Here is a 12,300-nt window from a genome sequence, read left to right as displayed (position 1 = left end):
TAAATGCAGGAAAGCATTATACAGTGCATCGAAGACATCGAGAAACAGATTCTCGACGTGGCGGATACCGGCCAGAGCGTCGGTGACGCCGTGGAAGCGCTCGGCCTGACACACATGAAGCTGTCCAGCGCGGGCGTCATCGCTATCCTTGACATGCTGACGGAAGGAATCACCCCGCTGAACGACGACATCGTCACGGCCATGCTTGGCGTGTGCGAGGCCCAGAAAAGATTTTTGTTCGCCCTGAGCGGCCAGCTCGATAACACGGCGTCCATGGGCATGATGGAGACCGGAAGCTCGGCCACTGCTCCGATGGAAGAAAACGAGGAAGAAGCCGCCAAGGCCTTTGAAGCACCCGAGGAGAGCACCGAGGCGGAAGTCCCCGAACAGACCGATGAACCCGAGGCCAAGCAGAAAGAACCCAAGGCCGCCAAGCCCAAGCAGGAGAAGCAGACTGCGTCCCAGGCCATCTCCTCCATCCGCGTACCCACTGACTCCCTGGACCGAGTCATCGAACTGGTGGGCAAGCTTATGGTTACCTATGCGGTCATCGCCCAGGGCGGAACCTCCAACCTGGCCCAGGTAACCGCCTCCCTGCGCGAACTGGACAACGTCATAAGCCAGCTTCAACAGGAAGTGGACGCCATCCGGCTGGTACCCCTCAAGCAGATTTTCATGCCCATGCACCGCCTGGTCAAATCACTGAGCCAAAAGATCGGCAAGAAGCTCGACTTTGTTGTTCGCGGAGACGAACTCGCTCTGGACAAGACCATCGTCGAATCCCTCAACGAACCTCTGGTTCACCTGCTCAGGAACGCTGTTGACCACGGCCTCGAGGACGCGGAAGGCCGCAAGCAGGCGGGCAAGAACGACACCGGCAACGTCACCCTGGCCGCCTGGCGCAAGGGCGACAGCGCCTTCATCCAGGTCAAGGATGACGGCAAGGGCCTCGACCCGGATCGCATCCTGAACAAGGCCATTGAAAAAGGGTTGGCAGAAGAAGACAAGGAATACGAAAAGGACGAAATCCTCAACTTCGTGCTCCAGTCCGGCTTCTCCACCGCCGAAAAGATTACCGACGTCTCGGGACGAGGCGTGGGCATGGACGCCGTGGTCAACTCCATCCGCAACACCCTCGACGGCGACGTGACCATCGAGAGCGAACTGGGCAAGGGCGCGGCCTTCACCATTTCCATTCCGCTTGACCGCTCGGCCAACGAAGGCATCGTGGATGCCCTGGTTGCCAGGGTCGGCGGCGAAACCTACATCGTACCCAGCCGCGACGTGGTCGAAATCTACATGCCCAAGCTGCACGAGGTGGTGGAGCTGCCCGACGGACGCGAGACCGTGGACGTACGGGGCGAGGTCCACTCCCTGCTCCGTCTGGCCGACCTGCTCGACCTGGAGCCCGAAGTAAAGGACATCCGCATGGCCCAGGCCATTGTGGTCCGTGTGGGCGATTACAAGGCCGCCATCCTTGTGGACGAAGTGCTCCGACAGCAGCAGGTGGTCATCACCGGTTTCACCGTGCCCGTGGAGGAGATTTTCCATATCCCCATCCTCGGCTACGGCATGATGGGCGAATCGGATGCACTGGTCATCGACACCGAGGAAATGCTCCAGCACTTTCAGAATCGAGTCCACCAGGGCAAACGCAAGGACGCAACCGAGTAGCCCCGCTTCTTGACTTCACCAGGCGGAAGAGCATAATACAGCGCACTTCAGGTGTTATTGCGACTTGATAGGGAATCCCGTGCGAATCGGGAGCGGACCCGCCGCCGTGACGTCCTTATGAACCGTCTTCACATATGCCACTGGGAGAATCCCGGGAAGGCGAAGACGGGAGGGACCAGCCGGAAGACCTGCCTGAAAACGATACCGGTTTGCCTCGGTGGTACGTGGGCTTGCCGCCAAGGTGACACGAAGGGAAAAAACGGTTCCCCTTCCTCGTATGCGTGAGGAAGGGGATTTTCTTTTCCCCAATCAAGCCCCTCCTCCCAGGGAGGTTCCATGTTCCGTTTTCCGTTCCGCCCGCTCTGCGTGGCGCTGACCCTTTGTCTCGTCCTGACCGCCGCCCCGGCCTTGGCCGGGCACAAGGCCGATGGCGCCGCCAAACAAGCCATCGTTCTGGCTGCTTTCGGCACGTCCTACCCCACGGGCCTCGACTCCATCCTCAACATCAAAACCCGCGTTGAAAAGGCCTACCCCGGCGTGCCGGTCAGGCTGGCCTTCACCTCCTCGATCATCCGCAAAATCTGGAGCAAACGTCGCCATGACCCCGAGTGGCAGAAGGCCAACCAAGACGTTCCGCGAGAGGTCCTGTTTGTGAAAAGCCCGCTGGCCACCGTGGCCGACCTCCAGGACGAGGGATACAAGGATCTCGCGGTCCAGACCCTGCACGTCTTCGCGGGTGAGGAATTCTCCGATCTTACCAATATGATGATCGGCCTTCGCTCCATCCGCACGGTCAAGGCCAAGTCCATTCCCTTCAACAAGCTGCGTCTCGGCCGCCCGGCCCTGGGCATGCCCGGTGACGCTTACCCCTACACCGACGACATCGCCGCTGCGGCTGCTGCTCTCAAGGGCGACGTGGACGAGGCCAAGAAGATGGGTGCCACCCTGGTCTACATGGGTCACGGCAACGACTTCTATTCCACCGGCATCTATTCCGAATTCCAGCACGTCATGCAGACCTCCCACGACTACCCCGTCTTTGTGGGCTGCGTGGAAGGCTTCCCCGGGTTCGATGAACTCGTGGCCGAACTCAAGGCCACAGGGAAGAAAAAAATCCTGCTCAAGCCCTTCATGGTCGTTGCCGGTGATCACGCCTCCAACGACATGGCCGGCGATGAAGACGACTCCTGGAAGGTCATGCTGACCAGGGCAGGCTTCTCCGTAACCACCCAGTTGCGGGGTCTCGGCTCGGTTGACGCCTGGGCCGACCTGTACGTGAACCATCTGAAGGACGCCATGGCACAGAGCCATATGCTCCCCAGGTAAACGAATGCAAAACGCTCCCCGCAATCCCGCCCGCGCCGGTCTGCTGATCGCCCTGCTCGCCCTCTGTCTGGGCGTGCTGGCGATCCTGGCCATGGGTATGGGCTTCATCTCCATCCCGCCGGGCGACGTTATCGCCGCCCTGTGGGACGGGTTGCGGGGAGCGGCAAACCATGCCGACCCGCTTTTTCAAAGTGTAATCCTCGAAGTCCGGCTGCCGCGCATCCTGACCTCCATCTCCGTGGGCGTGGGGCTGGCCGTGGCCGGAACCGTCTTCCAGGGGCTGCTGCTCAATCCCCTGGCCGACCCCTTCACCCTGGGCGTGTCTTCGGGCGCGGCCTTCGGAGCGGCCCTGGCCCTTTACCTCGGACTGGCCTTTCTCGGCCCGGCCACCCTGTGCCTGACGGCCTTCCTGGGAGCGGCGGTCACCCTCTTCGCGGTCATCGCCATGGCCGGACGGGACGGCGAGCTGGCCCCCACCAACCTGATTCTCTCGGGTGTCATCGTTTCGGCCATCCTGTCCGCAGCAATCTCCTTCATAAAATACATGGCTGACGAACGCGTGGCCGCCATCGTCTTCTGGCTCATGGGCAGCTTTGTCTCCCGCACCTGGACCGACGCCGCACTGACCGGGGCCGTGGCAGTGGCCGGGTATGCCCTGTGCGCCTTTTACGCCCGCGATCTGAACATTCTCTCCCTGGGCAACCGCACGGCCAAGGGGCTTGGCGTAAACACGGGCCGGGTCCGTCTGGTCCTCCTGCTCACCGCCTCGCTGGTCAGCGCCGTCTGCGTCTCGGTCTCGGGCATCATCGGCTTCGTGGGGCTCATCGTTCCGCACCTGATGCGCTTCGTGGTCGGCCCAGACAATCGGCTGCTGCTCCCGGCCTCGGCCCTGGGCGGCGGCATGCTGCTCCTGGCGGCGGACACCCTGACCCGCGCCGTGCTGCCCAACGAGGTACCCATCGGCGTGCTCACCGCGCTCCTCGGTGGCCCGGTGTTCTGCTGGCTGTTCAGCCGGGCCCGCAGCGGGAGGTTCCATGGATAGGACCACCTACGTCCTCCGGGACCTGACTTTCGGCTACGGGCGAGAACCAGTGCTCCACGGCGTGGATCTCGATCTGAAACCAGGCGAATTGCACGGCATTGTCGGCCCCAACGGCTCCGGCAAATCCACCCTGCTTGATCTCCTGGCCGGATACCGATCTCCCTCCCAAGGCATGGTTGAACTCAATGGGCAACCTGTCACCGCATACTCCCCGAAAGAACTGGCCATGCTCACCGCCCTGGTAGAGCAGACCCCACGGGCGGCCTTCCCCTTTACCGTGGCCGATACAGTGCTCATGGGCCGTCACCCCCACATGGAACGATTTTCTCCACCGGACGAGCAAGATAGAAACGCCGTGCGCGATGCCTTGACGGCAATGGACCTGACCGGTCTTGCCGATCGTCCCCTCACGGAACTCTCGGGAGGCGAGAGGCAACGGACCGTGTTCGCCCGTGCCCTGGCTCAGGACACGCCCTGCCTGTTGCTTGACGAGCCGACTTCGAGTATGGACATCCGGCACGCGCTCGCGGTCATGGCCGTTCTGCGGCGGCTGGCCGAGTCCGGGCGAACCATTGTCGCCGTACTCCACGACCTCAACCTGGCGGCGGCCCACTGCGACCGCGTAACCGTCCTCGACAAGGGACGCGTCCATGCCAGCGGCGCTCCGACCCAGGTCCTGACCCCGAAGAACATCAGCCGGGTCTTCGACGTAGACGCCCGCGTGCTCACCTGCGGCCAAGCCATTACTCTCGTTTATCAGTCCAAGGAATCATCGTGAAACGCCTCTTCTTCACTCTTCTGTTCATTCTCCTGCTCGCTACCCCGGCCCGCGCGGCCACGCTGAAGGACGACACCGGGACCACCCTCTTTTTCGACAAGCCCTTCGAGCGCATCATATCCCTGTACGCGGCGCACACCGAGAACCTTTTCAACCTGGGGCTGGACGACCGAATCATAGGCGTGAGCGCAACCGAGGACTACCCGTTCCAGGCCTTGGCCAAACCAGCCTTTTCTCCCCATGACGGCGTGGAGAGATTTCTGGCGGCCAAGCCCGACCTGGTTCTCATCCGCCCCATGCAATACAGGGCCTACCCCGGCCTGTGGCGTGCCCTGAGGAATCACCACATCCAGGTGGCGGCGTTGCAGCCGAACACGGTGGAGGAAATGTACGCCTACTGGCGGACTCTGGGCCGCCTGACCGGCAGGGAGTTGGAGGCCGAGCGGATGGTCGGCGACTTCAAGGAAGGGCTGGAGGCAGCTCTCCAAAGGTTGGACCGCATCACGGAAAATCGCCGCCCCAACGTGTTTTTCGAGGCCATCCACCGCAAGTATGCGACCTTCTCCCCAGGCTCCATGCCCCTGTTCGTGCTGCAGATGGCCGGAGGCCGCAACGCCGCGGCCGATGCCACCCCCCACCACGGCACCAACATCGCCAACTACGGTCTGGAGCGCGTGCTGGCCAAGGGAGCACGCATCGACGTATATCTCGCCCAATACGGCAAAATGAACCAGGTGGACGTCAAGAGCATCATGACCGTCCCGGCTGCTTCGCGGATCAAGGCGGTGCGCGACCGGAACGTATTCCTGGTGGACGAACATCTGGTCTCACGCCCGACCATGCGGCTGCTCAGCGGCATAGAAACCGTATACCGGCTGCTGCATCCCGTGCCGGTCAACCAATGACGGCTCACGAACAGAGGAACCACAACGTGACGAAACATGGCACTCTCTACGGCATCGGCGTCGGCCCCGGCGACCCGGAACTTTTGACCATCAAGGCGGTCCGCGCCCTGGGCGAGGTGGACGTCGTCTTTGCCGCCGCCTCCACCAAGAACGACTACTCCACGGCCTACGCCATTGCCCGGCCGCATCTTAAGAAAGAGGTCCAGGTCATTCAGCTCGGCTTCCCCATGACCAAGGACAAGACAGAGTTGGAGACAGCCTGGCAACGCAACGCGGAAATCGTGGCCGAAGTCCTGGACCGAGGCGAAAACGCCGCGTTCCTGACCCTTGGCGATCCGCTGACCTACTCCACCTACGGCTACCTCCAGCGCACCCTCCTGCGCCTGAATCCTTCAATCCGCGTTCAGGCCATCCCGGGCATCACGTCCTTTCATGCGGCCGCCGCCAGGATCGGATTCGTCCTGGCCGAATCAAAGGAATCCCTGCTGATCACCTCCGGGGTCACCGATCCCGACCGGCTCGAAGCGCAGCTTGACGTGGCCGACAACGCCGTTATCCTCAAGGCGTACAAAAACTTCGAGGAGATCAGGGCAACCCTGGAGCGGCTCAGATTGGACGACAAGACCGTACTCGTCTCCCGTCTTGGCATGGACGGAGAATCCATTCTCATGGATATCAAGGATGCCCCCAAGACGCCTCACTACTTTTCCCTGGCCCTGGTCAGAAAAAACGAGATCGAATGAAAACTGCCATAGTCCTCGCCGCGTTCGGCTCCCGGCACGAAAATGCCCGGGCCTCCCTGGACCACATCGTGGAGCGGGTCCGCCGGACCTATCCCGACCTTCCCGTGCGCGTTGCCTACACCTCCAAGACCATCCGTGGACACATGGAAAAAGCGGGCGAAGCCGTGGACTCCGTGCCCCAGGCCCTGGACAAGCTGCTCGCGGACGGCGTGACCCATGTAGCCGTGCAGTCCCTGCACCTCATCCCCGGCACCGAGTTCCACGAGCTGCTCGGGCTGGCCAACGAGCTGATGCTCAAGGACGGCGGGTTCAGCCGCGTTGAGGTTGGCTTCCCTCTGGTGGCGGGCGAGGCGGGCGTTGAAGCCGTGGCCGAGGCCATCCTCTCCATAGGGCTGGAAGGCAAAGGCGACCACGACGCGGTCCTGTTTATGGGCCACGGCACGAAGCACGACGGAAACATCTATTACGAAGCCCTGCACCGGGCCTTCCAGAAGCGGGACACGACGGTCCACATGGGAGCCATGGAAGCGGAGCCGGGCATCGACGCCATCATCCAGCGGTTCCATGAGGACGGAGTGCGCAAGGCCTACCTGCTTCCCTTCCTGTTCGGGGCGGGCTGGCACGCGGCGCGCGACATGGTCGGCGACGCCGAGACCAGTTGGAAGAGCCGCCTGGAAAATGCGGGCATCCAATGTCAGGCCGTGCTCAAGGGCGCAGGCGAATATGACCGGCTGGTGGACATCTGGCTGGCGCACCTCGACGATGCTCTACGCAGGCTGTCCCGCTGCTAGATTAAAAACGTAAAGATGCCCGCGAACGACATGAAGGAGAGGACTTCTGTGTGAAGGGTCGCCGCTTTCAAACCGGAAGCGATCCCTGTCGTAGCTATACGACTCATCCCCTCTGATCAGAAGGAGTCGAGACGCACCCTGTTTCGACCGGAGAGCTGACGCTTCTGCTCCTCGAGCACCACGCTGTGAATCTCATCGGTCTGCTTCCTGGTCAGGCCCAGGAATGCCAACCCCGTGGCCGATGCCGAAACCCGGGCAACTCGAACAGCCAGGTCGGGAATGACCAACACGCCCTTGCGGTACAGATGCACCACGGCCTCCTGTCCCTGGGTCATGCCGACATTACGGCGCAGGCCAACACCCACCGGGCTGAGGTTGATGACCGCAACAGGAGCGGACCGGTCGTCGATCCGCAGCTGAAGATCGGAAAAACCGGCTCGATAGGCTTCGCGATTGCCCGACCGGCTTTCTATCTGAACTGTGTATGATTTCTCACGCATAACGATACTCCGAATGGCTTTAATACCAAGCGGAGGCCACCTTGCCAACCGTTAGATGAACCATTTACACGCTCAGCGCCATGAGCTAATCTTTATGCCCTTGACGACGCGGGGCAAAGCCGGGATCGAAGCTTCGAACAACAGAATAGACCCGCCAACGACACGAAACAGAAAGCCAGCCCCGACACTTTTTCCATTCCACCCGGAAGAAGGGCGCATCCACCCGATGGAGTAATCTTTTGAGCATATTCATCACCACCCATGACGGGACCAGGCTCGCCCTGGAGCCCACTCCGGGCGCGACCCTGGCCCGGACCATCTTTCTCAGCAGACTGTGGCACGGCGTGCCGCTCTGCTCCGGCCTGGGCAAGTGCGGTCTATGCCGGGTCCGTTATCTCTCCGACGCTCCCGAAGCCAATCACGACGAAATGCGCAAGCTCGGCAAGGAAGCCGTGGAAGAGGGATGGCGGCTGTCCTGCCTGCACCCGTCCGAACCGTGCGAGATCATGATCCCCGCACCGCGCCGCAGCCAGCGAGCCATCATGGGGCACTCGGCCACCACCGGCGACTTCGCCATGGCCGTGGACCTGGGCACCACGTCCATCCACTGGTCCGTTCTCGTGGACGGCGAGCGGGTGGCCTCGGGCCATGAGCTGAACCCGCAGACAGGGCTGGGCAGCGAGGTCATGTCCCGCCTGGCCACTGCGACCACCGCCGAGGGACGATTCGTGCTCCGCGCGCTGATCACGGACCGGCTGACAGAGCTGATGCAGATCGCCATGAACAACATGGGCGGCGTATGCACCACGCTCGCCGTGTCCGGCAACTCGGCCATGACATACATCCTGCTCGGCAAGAAACCGGACGACCTGGCCAGCGCACCCTATACCCTCTCCTACACGGGCGGCGACGAGAAGAAGCTCGGCGCGAGCCTGCCTCTGGCCTATATCCCGCCCCTGCTCGCTCCCTTCGTGGGGGCGGACATCTCGGCTGGCCTGGCCGCCATCGAATACGGAGGCGAACCGGAATATCCCTTCCTGCTGGCAGACCTTGGCACCAACGGAGAATTCGTCCTGGCCATGTCACCTGAAGAGCGGCTCTGCGCCAGCGTCCCCATGGGCCCGGCTCTGGAGGGCGTGGGGCTCTCCTTCGGACGGACCGCCTCACCAGGCGCCATCACCGGCTTCCAACTCACCCCCCGGGGGCTGGCCGCCGTCCTGTTTGACGATTCCGCCAGCCAGCCCGACGGCATGACCGGCACCGGCTACCTCTCCCTGGCAGCCATTCTGCGCCAACAGGGCGTCATTGACGAAACAGGCCTTTTCGGCAAGGGTGCGACCCCGCTGGCCGCCCGCCTGGCCGAGAACCTGGACCAGAAGGACGGCGAACCCGTCTACGTCCTGGGCGATGACCTCTATCTCCCGGCCTCGGACGTGGAGGAAATTCTCAAGGTCAAGGCGGCCTTCAACCTGGCTATGTCCGCCCTGCTCAAGGCCGCCGGGATCGGTCCGTCCGCACTCAAGGCGATCCACATCGCCGGAGCCCTTGGCGAACACGTCAACCTGGCCGACCTGGAAACTCTCGGTTTCCTGCCGCCGGGCACCCGTGCCAAGACCGTCAAGGCGGGCAACACCTCGCTCAAGGGCACGGAGCTGTTTGTCACCGACCCGGGCGCGCGCGCCTTCGCCGAAGGCCTTCCCGCCACCCTGACTGCCCTTGAACTGGCCGGAGACGAAAGCTTCGGCGAACAATATCTCCAAAGGATGCGATTCACCTATGTCGATTGACCGACTCTTTCCCAACCTCACCGAGGACAACCAGGCTGAACTCGAACGTTTCGGAGACATCCTGAAGCGTGTCTGGCCGCTCAAGGCCAAGCACCGCGAAAAGCTCAAGTACGACATTAGGGACATGTCCCGCGGCCTGACCACGGAACGGTCCGAGCGCAAGATCGACTATTTGTCCGAGGCCAGGTTTCTGTCGCCCTACCTGACCTATTTCCTGCCCTGGAACCTGTACCGCATGTCCCGGCTCTTCACAGGCCTGGAACTGGACATCCCGGACGGCAGCGAAGTGGCGGACCTGGGGTCCGGCCCGCTGACAACGGTCATGGCCCTGTGGATGTCCCGCCCCCACCTGCGGGAGCGACGGATCAACTTCACCTGCATGGACCGCGCGCCCAAGTCGCTCCAGGCCGGACTCAAGCTCTTCAACGCCGTGGCGGGCGAGAATTCCCCCTGGCGCGTCAGGACCGTGAAGGCCAACTTCACCGACCACATCAAGCGCAAGGCCGACCTGGTCATTGCCGCCAACGCCTTCAACGAGCTGGACTGGTCGGGCCGGGTGGCTCGGCCCCAGGCCGAAAAACTCGCCCAGCACATGGCGGGCGCCACCACGGAGACGGGCCGCATCCTGCTCATCGAAACAGGGGTCAGGCTGACAGGCCGAATCATCGCCGAGATGCGCACCCAGCTGATGCAGACAGGGTTCAAGCCCATCGCGCCCTGCCCGCACGTGGAAGAGTGCCCCATGCCCGCAACCGGCCAGGGAGCGCCCTGGTGCCACTTCAATTTCTCGGTAAAGGACGCGCCGACCTGGCTGCAGACCCTGTCCGCCGAGGCACGTCTCGAAAAAGAGGGCGTCTCCATGAACTTCCTCTACCTCTCCCGCAAGGGCGGCAAGGACTGGGGCGCGGTCAGGATCATCTCGGAACCGTTCAAATTTCATGGCGGTCGGGCCCAGTACGCCTGCTCCCACAAGGGGCTGACCCTGGTGGACCACGGAGAGAAGCAGCGCCCCCTCTTCCCCGGTCAGAGCCTGGTCCCCAATTGGCCCGCCAACCCCAAAACAGATCTCAAATCCGGGGCGCTGATCCTGCCGAATACAAAGGAGAAACGCTGATGCGCGTCATTGATCTGGGGACCATCCCCTATGACGAGGCCGTGGAGCTCCAACTGGAGACTCTCAGGGCAGTCACGGAGGGGAAGGAGGAGAATACGCTCTTTCTGCTGGAACACCCCAAGGTGATCACCCTGGGCCGCCAGGGAGGAGCGGAAAACCTGCATGTGGACGAGGCCTTCCTGGCCTCGCAGGGCATCACCCTGGCCCAGACCGCGCGCGGGGGCAACATCACCTGCCACTTCCCCGGCCAACTGGTGGCCTACCCCATCTGGCGCGTAGAGAAACGTCCCGGTGGCATGAGGAAGTTCTTCCACGACATGGAGGAAGCGGTTATCAGGACCTGCGCGCATTTCGGCGTGGACACTCGGCGCAGGGAGGGCCATCCCGGCGTATGGGTGGACGAATCAAGGAAAATATGCTCCATGGGCATCGGCGTGAAACGTTGGGTCACCTACCACGGCCTGGCCCTGAACGTAGGCCCCGACGTCAGTCTCTTCGAACTCATCACCCTGTGCGGCATACAGGGAGCCGTCCCCACCTCCATCAGCAAAGAGGCAGGACGCGACATTACCATAAAGGAGGCCAAGGATGTCTTCACTCGAGAATTTGGAAAAGCCTTTGCGGATACCGCCCTGGCTTAGGGTCAAGCTCCCGGAGACTAAAAACTTTTCCGGAACCGCCGAGCTGATCAGCGACCTGAACCTGAACACGGTCTGCCAGTCCGCCAAGTGCCCCAACAAATGGGAGTGTTTCTCACGGAACGTGGCTACCTTCCTGATTATGGGCCGGCTGTGCACCCGCAACTGTGCGTTCTGCAACATCGAGTCAGGCGATCTCTCCCCGCTGGAATCCGACGAACCCGCCCGCGTGGCCGAGGCCGCCAAACGGCTGGAGCTCAAGCACGTGGTCATCACCTCGGTCACCCGCGACGACCTGCCCGACGGCGGCGCTGCCCACTTCGCGGCCACCATCAAGGCCGTGCGCGAGGCCATGCCCGAGTGCACCGTGGAGGTCCTCATCCCGGACTTCCAGGGTGACGAGGCAGCCCTCGAGACCGTGCTCGACGCCGGACCGGACATCCTGAACCACAATCTGGAGACCGTGCCCGACCTCTATGACACCATCCGGCCCCAGGCAGACTACCACCAGTCCCTGGAACTGCTCGCCCGCTCCAAGCGAAAGGCCCCGTCCATCCCCACCAAGTCCGGCATCATGGTCGGCCTGGGCGAGACCGACGAACAGATCATGCCCGTACTCGACGACCTGGCCGCCATCGGCTGCGATATCGTGACCATCGGCCAGTACATGCAGCCCACCCGCCACCACCCCAGGGTAACGCGCTACGTGGAGCCCGAACGATTCGAGGAATACGCCGAGGAAGGCAGAAAGCGCGGCATTGAGAACATGTTCTGCGCCCCGCTGGTCCGCTCCAGCTACAACGCAGCCAAATTCGTCCGCTCCGGCAAATAACAAACGGGCATTCCAAGAAAACAAATGTCCCCGTGTCTGTGTCCCTCAGGGCCTGACACGGGGCATTTCTTTGAGGCTTACCCGCTTAAATTTACATTTACCCGCGCCGAAGGCGCAAAAAGGGGATGCAAGGGCGCGAGTCCTTGCCCGCCGGAGGCGAAATCTCCTGA

General features: G+C 62.5%; 12 protein-coding genes and 1 riboswitch. Of the genes, 11 read left to right on the top strand and 1 reads right to left on the bottom strand.

Annotation, left to right across the window (positions count from 1 at the left end):
* The first annotated feature begins 3 nt into the window (after positions 1-3).
* The 7 genes from GM415_RS11505 to GM415_RS11475 all read left to right on the top strand — a co-directional run bounded on the left by GM415_RS11505 (position 4) and on the right by GM415_RS11475 (position 7,259).
* A complete protein-coding gene (locus GM415_RS11505) occupies positions 4-1,674 on the top strand; it encodes a chemotaxis protein CheA (RefSeq protein ID WP_158948300.1) in 1,671 nt (556 codons plus the stop codon).
* 32 nt (positions 1,675-1,706) lie between these two features.
* A riboswitch (cobalamin riboswitch) is annotated at positions 1,707-1,884 on the top strand.
* Between the two features lie 126 nt (positions 1,885-2,010).
* Positions 2,011-3,000 (top strand): sirohydrochlorin cobaltochelatase, encoded by a 990-nt coding sequence (locus tag GM415_RS11500; RefSeq protein WP_158948298.1) that lies wholly within the window; start codon positions 2,011-2,013, stop codon positions 2,998-3,000.
* 4 nt (positions 3,001-3,004) lie between these two features.
* On the top strand, positions 3,005-4,042 hold the full coding sequence (locus GM415_RS11495) for a FecCD family ABC transporter permease (protein WP_158948296.1): 1,038 nt from the start codon (positions 3,005-3,007) through the stop codon (positions 4,040-4,042).
* The gene (locus GM415_RS11490) at positions 4,035-4,820 is read left to right on the top strand and encodes a heme ABC transporter ATP-binding protein (protein ID WP_158948294.1); all 786 of its coding nucleotides are present in this window, start codon (positions 4,035-4,037) and stop codon (positions 4,818-4,820) included. Before GM415_RS11495 ends, GM415_RS11490 begins: the two co-directional genes overlap by 8 nt.
* Entirely contained in the window at positions 4,817-5,725 is a 909-nt protein-coding gene (locus GM415_RS11485; RefSeq protein ID WP_158948292.1) for an ABC transporter substrate-binding protein, read from the top strand. Before GM415_RS11490 ends, GM415_RS11485 begins: the two co-directional genes overlap by 4 nt.
* Positions 5,726-5,751: 26 nt before the next feature.
* Positions 5,752-6,468 carry a precorrin-2 C(20)-methyltransferase gene (gene cobI, locus GM415_RS11480; RefSeq protein WP_158948290.1) on the top strand — a complete coding sequence of 239 codons (717 nt, stop codon included), beginning with the start codon at positions 5,752-5,754 and terminating at the stop codon, positions 6,466-6,468.
* On the top strand, positions 6,465-7,259 hold the full coding sequence (locus GM415_RS11475; protein WP_158948288.1) for a sirohydrochlorin cobaltochelatase: 795 nt from the start codon (positions 6,465-6,467) through the stop codon (positions 7,257-7,259). Before cobI ends, GM415_RS11475 begins: the two co-directional genes overlap by 4 nt.
* 116 nt (positions 7,260-7,375) lie before the next feature.
* Here GM415_RS11475 and GM415_RS11470 read toward each other — a convergent pair whose 3' ends face one another.
* Positions 7,376-7,759: a hypothetical protein gene (locus GM415_RS11470; protein ID WP_158948286.1), complete on the bottom strand. Its 384-nt coding sequence runs from the start codon at positions 7,757-7,759 to the stop codon at positions 7,376-7,378.
* Between the two features lie 239 nt (positions 7,760-7,998).
* Between GM415_RS11470 and GM415_RS11465 the strand changes: the two genes are divergently transcribed.
* From GM415_RS11465 to lipA, 4 genes are read left to right on the top strand one after another with little or no spacing between them, the layout of a single operon-like run.
* A complete protein-coding gene (locus GM415_RS11465; protein WP_158948284.1) occupies positions 7,999-9,546 on the top strand; it encodes an ASKHA domain-containing protein in 1,548 nt (515 codons plus the stop codon).
* Positions 9,536-10,660 (top strand): small ribosomal subunit Rsm22 family protein, encoded by a 1,125-nt coding sequence (locus GM415_RS11460; RefSeq protein WP_158948282.1) that lies wholly within the window; start codon positions 9,536-9,538, stop codon positions 10,658-10,660. Before GM415_RS11465 ends, GM415_RS11460 begins: the two co-directional genes overlap by 11 nt.
* Positions 10,660-11,301, top strand: a complete 642-nt coding sequence (lipB, locus tag GM415_RS11455) for a lipoyl(octanoyl) transferase LipB (protein WP_158948280.1) — start codon at positions 10,660-10,662, stop codon at positions 11,299-11,301. Before GM415_RS11460 ends, lipB begins: the two co-directional genes overlap by 1 nt.
* Positions 11,249-12,130: a lipoyl synthase gene (gene lipA / locus GM415_RS11450; RefSeq protein ID WP_158948278.1), complete on the top strand. Its 882-nt coding sequence runs from the start codon at positions 11,249-11,251 to the stop codon at positions 12,128-12,130. Before lipB ends, lipA begins: the two co-directional genes overlap by 53 nt.
* Positions 12,131-12,300 lie beyond the last annotated feature (170 nt).

Origin of the sequence: Pseudodesulfovibrio cashew (genome assembly GCF_009762795.1) — a bacterium.
In the GTDB taxonomy this organism is placed as follows: domain Bacteria; phylum Desulfobacterota; class Desulfovibrionia; order Desulfovibrionales; family Desulfovibrionaceae; genus Pseudodesulfovibrio; species Pseudodesulfovibrio cashew.
This window is presented reverse-complemented; position numbering and strand designations above follow the sequence as displayed.